This is a genomic window from Dysgonomonas sp. ZJ279 (assembly GCF_011039205.1).
Lineage (GTDB): Bacteria > Bacteroidota > Bacteroidia > Bacteroidales > Dysgonomonadaceae > Dysgonomonas.
This window is the reverse complement of the sequence record NZ_JAAKEL010000038.1, coordinates 1-6302: the sequence shown is the minus strand read 5'-3', so window position 1 is coordinate 6302 and position 6302 is coordinate 1. Positions and strand designations below refer to the sequence as shown.

General features: G+C 40.4%; 9 protein-coding genes and 1 tRNA gene. 1 reads left to right on the top strand and 9 read right to left on the bottom strand.

The window, feature by feature from the left end:
* From G7Y57_RS17525 to G7Y57_RS17485, 9 genes are all read right to left on the bottom strand, one after another.
* Positions 1 to 422: host-nuclease inhibitor Gam family protein (locus G7Y57_RS17525; RefSeq protein ID WP_255491506.1), on the bottom strand; the 422-nt coding region annotated here is incomplete at its 3' end.
* Positions 419 to 619 (bottom strand): hypothetical protein, encoded by a 201-nt coding sequence (locus G7Y57_RS17520; RefSeq protein ID WP_165027234.1) that lies wholly within the window; start codon positions 617 to 619, stop codon positions 419 to 421. The genes G7Y57_RS17525 and G7Y57_RS17520, both read right to left, overlap by 4 nt.
* Before the next feature lie 2 nt (positions 620 to 621).
* Positions 622 to 1107 (bottom strand): hypothetical protein, encoded by a 486-nt coding sequence (locus G7Y57_RS17515; RefSeq protein WP_165027231.1) that lies wholly within the window; start codon positions 1105 to 1107, stop codon positions 622 to 624.
* A gap of 132 nt (positions 1108 to 1239) precedes the next feature.
* A complete protein-coding gene (locus G7Y57_RS17510; protein WP_165027228.1) occupies positions 1240 to 1917 on the bottom strand; it encodes an ATP-binding protein in 678 nt (225 codons plus the stop codon).
* Positions 1918 to 1947: 30 nt separating this feature from the next.
* Positions 1948 to 2817: an AAA family ATPase gene (locus G7Y57_RS17505; RefSeq protein WP_165027226.1), complete on the bottom strand. Its 870-nt coding sequence runs from the start codon at positions 2815 to 2817 to the stop codon at positions 1948 to 1950.
* Positions 2818 to 2841: 24 nt separating this feature from the next.
* On the bottom strand, positions 2842 to 4863 hold the full coding sequence (locus tag G7Y57_RS17500; RefSeq protein WP_165027223.1) for a hypothetical protein: 2022 nt from the start codon (positions 4861 to 4863) through the stop codon (positions 2842 to 2844).
* A gap of 33 nt (positions 4864 to 4896) precedes the next feature.
* Positions 4897 to 4967 (bottom strand) — tRNA-OTHER (locus tag G7Y57_RS17495).
* Between the two features lie 12 nt (positions 4968 to 4979).
* Positions 4980 to 5288 carry a hypothetical protein gene (locus G7Y57_RS17490; protein WP_165027220.1) on the bottom strand — a complete coding sequence of 103 codons (309 nt, stop codon included), beginning with the start codon at positions 5286 to 5288 and terminating at the stop codon, positions 4980 to 4982.
* 67 nt (positions 5289 to 5355) lie between these two features.
* Entirely contained in the window at positions 5356 to 5559 is a 204-nt protein-coding gene (locus tag G7Y57_RS17485; RefSeq protein ID WP_165027217.1) for a hypothetical protein, read from the bottom strand.
* 141 nt (positions 5560 to 5700) lie between these two features.
* On the opposite strand from G7Y57_RS17485, the gene G7Y57_RS17480 reads away from it, so the two are divergent.
* Entirely contained in the window at positions 5701 to 6246 is a 546-nt protein-coding gene (locus tag G7Y57_RS17480; protein ID WP_165027213.1) for a hypothetical protein, read from the top strand.
* Positions 6247 to 6302 lie beyond the last annotated feature (56 nt).

Below are 6302 nucleotides of genomic sequence, written 5' to 3'. Positions count from 1 at the left end.
ATGTCAGCGAGTAACATATCTTTTGCGGGTTCTTCGGTTTTGCGTACATAGTTCGGCAAAAACTCGGCGAGCAACTTTGTAACCGCCGCCCACGTGAAGCCCTTTTTTGTCTTTAGCTTTGGCGTACCGTTCCGAAAGCCGATAACACCGTGCGCATATTCAATACTTTTTTTCTTTGAAAATTGAGTCGCTTTGTTTTCCAGTGCATAGGCTTGTACAATGCCGAAAGACTCGGTTTTTTCCTTTTCGAACCGTGCCAGTTCGTCGGCGCGTGCCTCTCTCAATTTTGCAATTTTAAGATCGAGGTCGGCGTTTAACTTAACTATTTGTGCGTCACTGATCGCATAAGAATTTAACGCCTCTTGCATTACTTCAATGCTTATATTTACTTGTACTTTATGCTTTTCTCGTTTTGCTGTCATAGCGTGTTTAATTTATGATTGTTATATTCTGCAATATTTACAGTCTCTAGCGTGATGCTTTCGCCCGTATATTGAAACCATTTGATTTTTAACTCATTATAACGGTGTACCGCCTTATCCCAGTCGGTCGGGTTCGTTGTCTCAAATAGGGCGCGTTCCGCTTGCTCTATTTCGCTTTCTAACTCCTTTAAATTCATAACTATATAATGCCGTTTAATAAGTCTTTTATTAAATTATCCCATTCTTTCATATTCTTTTCACCGATTGAGCGATAAAGCGCTTTAAGCGTTGGTAACTGTATATTATTAAACCGATCTACCTTTGCAGCCCTACACGCAACCGCTTTTACATATTCGGTTGTGATCTTTCGTTGTTTGTCTTTCGGCTTTTCCTTTTCCTTATTTTCCAGCATTTCAAACAAAGCCGCCATTAATCGCTTTCGGGGCTTGTCGAGTATGTTGTCTGATTCTTTCGGTTTGGCTGGCGATAAGTCGGTGCGCATTTTATTATATATGTTGGGGTACTCTTTGAATAGCGTTGTTAAACTTTCTGTCTTACCGCCCGAATATTGGTTAACTAATACCTTGCGCGCCGCTTCTGTATCGTCAATGTCGCAAACTGATTGTAAATAGAGGAAAAGCCACCCGTGAGGGTTTCGCGGCTTTTTAGTTGCCGTTTTATTCATGTTTTAATATTCTACTTTCGGCACACCTAAAAACAGAAAAAATTTCCCGTTGGCTAAAATTAGCCAGTTGCGAAATTTTCAGTTATAAAGCCGTTGCCGTCCTTATTTTCTTAATACGTTAAAATCTTATCCTTATACGTTCCAGTAGTCTCTATATCCCTTATCCCAAATTATATAATCATCGCCCCCCCCGTAACGGCTTTTTGTTATTATTCCTTTAAAACCCTCGACTCGTATATGCACATTCGAGTCGTAATAAATTGTTTCGGCTAACGCCCCGCGAGGGTGCACCCCGTCGGCATGAGACAAGAAAATAAAAAGCTTATTTCTAAACTCGTTTACGAGGTCGAAATATTGCTTTTTATTCATTCCTGTATATTGTACCGAGTCTATAAATACAATATCAGCCGATCGCCTTTTGCGTAACCTTTCTTTTAATTCGTTAATCGGCTCACGGTTCAACAATTGCCATTTAGTCGCCACGTCAGCCATACCGACATCAAAAATTGCACGTTGCATTGTTCCCGTGAGCCCCTCCTCCATAGAGTTGTAAAGCACTTTGCCGAATTGTGTAAGATACTTTACCAGTTGCCACGAAAAGCGAGTTTTGCCGCTTCCTGTATTACCCCAAATAAGCCACGCGCCCGTAAGTTCGGGTTGTCCTATCGACTCAAGCCACTTTCCCGTAAAAGGTAATAAGTGAGGCTTAAATGTTTTTATTTCATTGAATGAAAGAGCGCGTTTTGTTTTTTGGGGTTTTACGGTTTTTAGTTCTGTTTTTTCTTTTTTCTGTTTTTTAGGGTTAATCATTTAATTATTACATACTGTTTAAATAGTGTTTTAGGCGCTTTCTTTTCCATTTTCCCGCGTCCTCTTAATACTTGCACGGGTTGTTTTCTTTATGCGCCTCAAATCGCCCTCGCTGTCGTCTATTATTTCTTTTATCGTATTATCGTCGGTCAACCCGTTTGCTTGGCAAATGTCGGCGAAGTTTTCGGCGGTGTTGCCGTCTAGTGGTATAGTCTTACGACCTACACGGCTGTATATTTCGTTGTACCCTTTTATTTTGTTAGCAACACCACGTTTTAGGCGCTTATCTAAAAAGTTGGTTGCCAGTAACACAATACCGCAACAATCCTCTAACTTATTGTAAAGAGTGATAAAGAAGTAAAGCACTTGATCGCTCAACTTGTCGGCTTCGTCTAAGATTATAAGCGGGCTTTGCTCGCTCTTAAGGTTTTCGACAACTTGGTTCATCATTTCGTTAACCGTAAGATTTGCCGCATTGATACCCATTATTTCGAGCAGTTCCAGCATAAAAGTTTTACGATTCCAGTACTCGGAACATTCGAGGCGGTAAACCCGTTTATTTTCGGCGGCGTAACGTTTCGACGTCTCACTCTTACCGCAACCAGCATCACCAGTAATAGCCGAAACACCGCTATCTTGTTGAGCATCATAAAGAAGCTTATACAACTCACTGTAAACCGACGTTTGTACGATATTCCATTCGCGCCCGCCTTTGTAGCCGATCTTTGCCGCTATACCCCGCCACATTTCGGCGCTGATAAGTTCGTGATTACCCGAAAGTATTTGCGAAATTGTCGCCTTTGATACTCCTAAACTTGTAGCCGCTTTATTTTGGCTTGGGTAACGTTTGCAATAAACACGTAATGATTCAACGATTGCTTTAATTTCTAGTGTTGTCATAATTTTATGTATTTCAGATTGATATTAATATTTTTCGTAAATTGATTTTGTTCTCGGTTTCTCGTCGGCTGGTTGCGCTGGCAACTCGCGAGGCTGTTTGTAAATCTTATTACGCCCCATACTGTCGACTAACATTAATTTTGCGGCTGTTTCGTTTAGTTGCGGGTTGCCGTCGAACAATTCGCGCACCTTATCGCCTGTTATTGCCCGTTGTTCCGTTATGTACGCGATCGCACCCTCGTTAAATGCACCAATACGGGCAAGCGCGGCGGCGTCGCCCTCTTTGCGGTCGTGTAATGCCATAGGCTGTAAATATTTTTCTTCCAGTACAAAGCGCAACGTCTCGTCGTCGTTTATCGCTAAAACTCGGCTTGTGTTGTCGGGGTCGAATAAGATCGACCATTGTGTCGCCGCGTGCTTTCTGAAATTAAGGTCGAAACAATCGTATGAACGCTTAATACCGTTAATTGTAGCATGTACACCCGACCCATGTAAGTAGTTTTTATGTCCTGTTCTTTCGCCGAATGTGCGCAAATAAGACTCATACGATAATTTGATTTTGTCGGCGGCTGGCATTTTCGCCCACGCTTCGAGATAAGCATCTCTTTTGATATTGCGCTCATGTTCAATAAAGCGGGCGATCTGTTGCGCACACCCGTTTTTGTCGGGGAAATTATTGTGATACTTGTTTAAAAACTCGCTGTTTGGTTGCTTGTCTTTTTTCGCCGTGATGCCAAAGCCCGACCAGTTAATTTGTGATTGGCAATAAGTTTTATTTAAGTATTTAAAATAAGGCTCAATAATCTTTGCTTTCGCATTGCTAAACTTTTTACTCGTCATTGTATAGTGTGCACCCATTGCGTCGTAAATAGGGCGCATAGCGTCTTTTGCGTACTTATCGCTTTGTATTTGGTGCGTCCTGTACATGTTGCCGAAAAGTTCGGCGGTGTGCTGTGCTGCATTACGCAAAGCCGCCTTAATTAGTTCGGGCGTTTCGTGCGTGCCGATAGCATACCCGACGGGGTATTTATTGAACGGGTCTAAAACAACGACAACCGTTAACCTATTCCAGTAAGTTGTAACATTGCGCTCTTTAGTCATACCCGTTTTTTTGTCTTTATACTTTTGTACTTGCACACTTTTATACATTAACTCAACATCCCAGCCGTCCAAAGTCCAATAATAAAGCGGGTTTGTGGGCGCCGATCGCTTAACCTGCATTAGCTTGCTATTGTATAACTCGCCAGTACCGCGACGCCCCGCAAAATCTATTAAATCTAGTTTCTTACGCCATACACCCGCCGTTTGCGTGCTGATCTCTTGCCAGCCCAATTTTTTAGCTATTTCGTTGAAATTTGCCGCCACTTGCGCATTATCTAGGTTACGCGGGTCGCCCAGCAATTCAGACAAAACACTCGCTTTGTATGAGTCATTAATCTTAGTATTGTTAGTAACCTCTTTTAGATAATTTTGATGTATCAGCGAGACAAAGCCGCCGTTTTCATCTTTCGATTTATAAGCCTTATATTTACGTTCTAGGCTTCGCGCGTTGGTCGGTAAATCGTGCGGGTATCGCACGGGGTCGAGGCTTTGCACCGCCTCACTTATCTTATCCCACGAACGTGTTGTTTTGCCGCCCATTGCTCGGCGTTTCGCTTGCTTGCTTATAATAAGCGTATGAATAGCATCTAAGATAATCGCGTTATTGTAGTAAGTAAGGCGTGTTTTTTTAGGAATAAATCGCCCGTTAGGTAGTCTAAAACTTTCAAAAAAGACGCTCGCCTCTGTATTGGCAACGATTAAGCCCTCTAATACACTGTATTTTACTTTTGTATAGGGGTCGCCCTTAATGATCGTTTGTATCGTTTCTTTCAATGCGTCGGGCATACTGTCGTAAGAAATTAGCGCGGGTGTGTTGCGGCACGCGCGGCGTACAATTTGCAATTTGTCACGCCTCGCCATATTTCGGTAAGCGTCTTTAGTCAAAATATCATTTTCTATTAACCAGCCAGCCGCAAAGCATAAAATATTATTAAAATACTCCATAGTTGAATAAAAGTTTAGTTATTATTTATTTGATAGTGTGGGCGGGCTCGAACCGCCGATCTTTGTATGCTGATACAATGCTTTACCTACTAAGCTACACACCCCGTTTTTCGCCCTTACTTTCTAAAAAGTGACTCTATAAGAGTGCAAATAGGTGGCAAATTGTTAATAGCAATCTTAACATGTTGACCTTTAAGTTTTTCGATCGCTTTTTCTAAAATCTGACAGTCGACAGCCGTGTTGTGTGCAAAAGCATAAAGTTGTATTTCGTTATCCCGTGTCAACTTACCGCCCTGTGCCTTTTGTCCGTTTATCTGCTGTTTTAGGTTGGTTAAATAATTGTTTTTGCGTCTTAGCTGCGCCGTTAGTGCCATTAATACACTTGCGCTTTCATGTAACGTTAACTCTTGTTCTTTTTTCATCATTCTTTTTTTTAAAAAATTAGTTATTGATATTATATTGTCGGGGTTTAACGGTTTAGAAGCGAATAAATTATCTATTCGGGGTGGCGCTTTCGCTTTCTATCAATGTTATTTCATAACCGCCGATATTTGTATGTAGTGCTCTTTCTCTTATTTGTTTAGCTAAAACACTCTTACTCTTTCCTTTTAGTGCTTTTCGTACCGTCACATGGCTAGTGTTAAATGTTTCCCGCAATTCCTTTTTCTTTGTGTGCGGTACAATTATTTCGTTCATATTTAGTTAATTGTTAATAATTATTTCTATTTTTATAGCCTTAAGCCTCATATTTCATAGTGAAACACTTTGCAAATATTGATAATATATTCGCTATACGCAAATAAAACAGCAATAAAATAACGATTAAACGATAATATAATGCCAAACATAAAAGATAGAGTTATAGAAATAGCAGAAGATAAGGGAGTTATAAAAGAAGAATTTTTTCCTAAAATCGGTATGACTGCGGGTAGTTTCAGAGGAAAAGCCAAAGAAACGCCTTTAAACTCTAATGCTATCGAAAATTTATTAGCGTTTTTTCAAGATGTTAACGCCGAATGGTTGGTAACTGGCAAAGGTGAGAAGTATAAAAATTCAAATGTTATCACGGGCGACAACAATGTGCAAACGATAACGTCGGGCATACATGGTAATCAAGCCCAACATGTTAAAGGAAATATTGTATATGTGGCAGACGACAAGACCCGAAAAATAATAAAAGAGGACGAAATCGAAATTATACGACAAAACGCCGTAAGCGTTGAAGCACAACGGATAATCGACGACCTCACGCACAAACTAAGTGCCGCAAAAAGAGAGATCGAGTTAAAAGATGATTTAATAATGTCTTTAAATAAGACAATAAAATCGCAAGACGAGATTATCGCCTCAAAAGATAAGTTTATAGATCATTTAAGTAAATAGTATTTGACTAACGTAATTTTGTTTTAATTTCCTCTTTATATGTCGTCGTTTTTTTT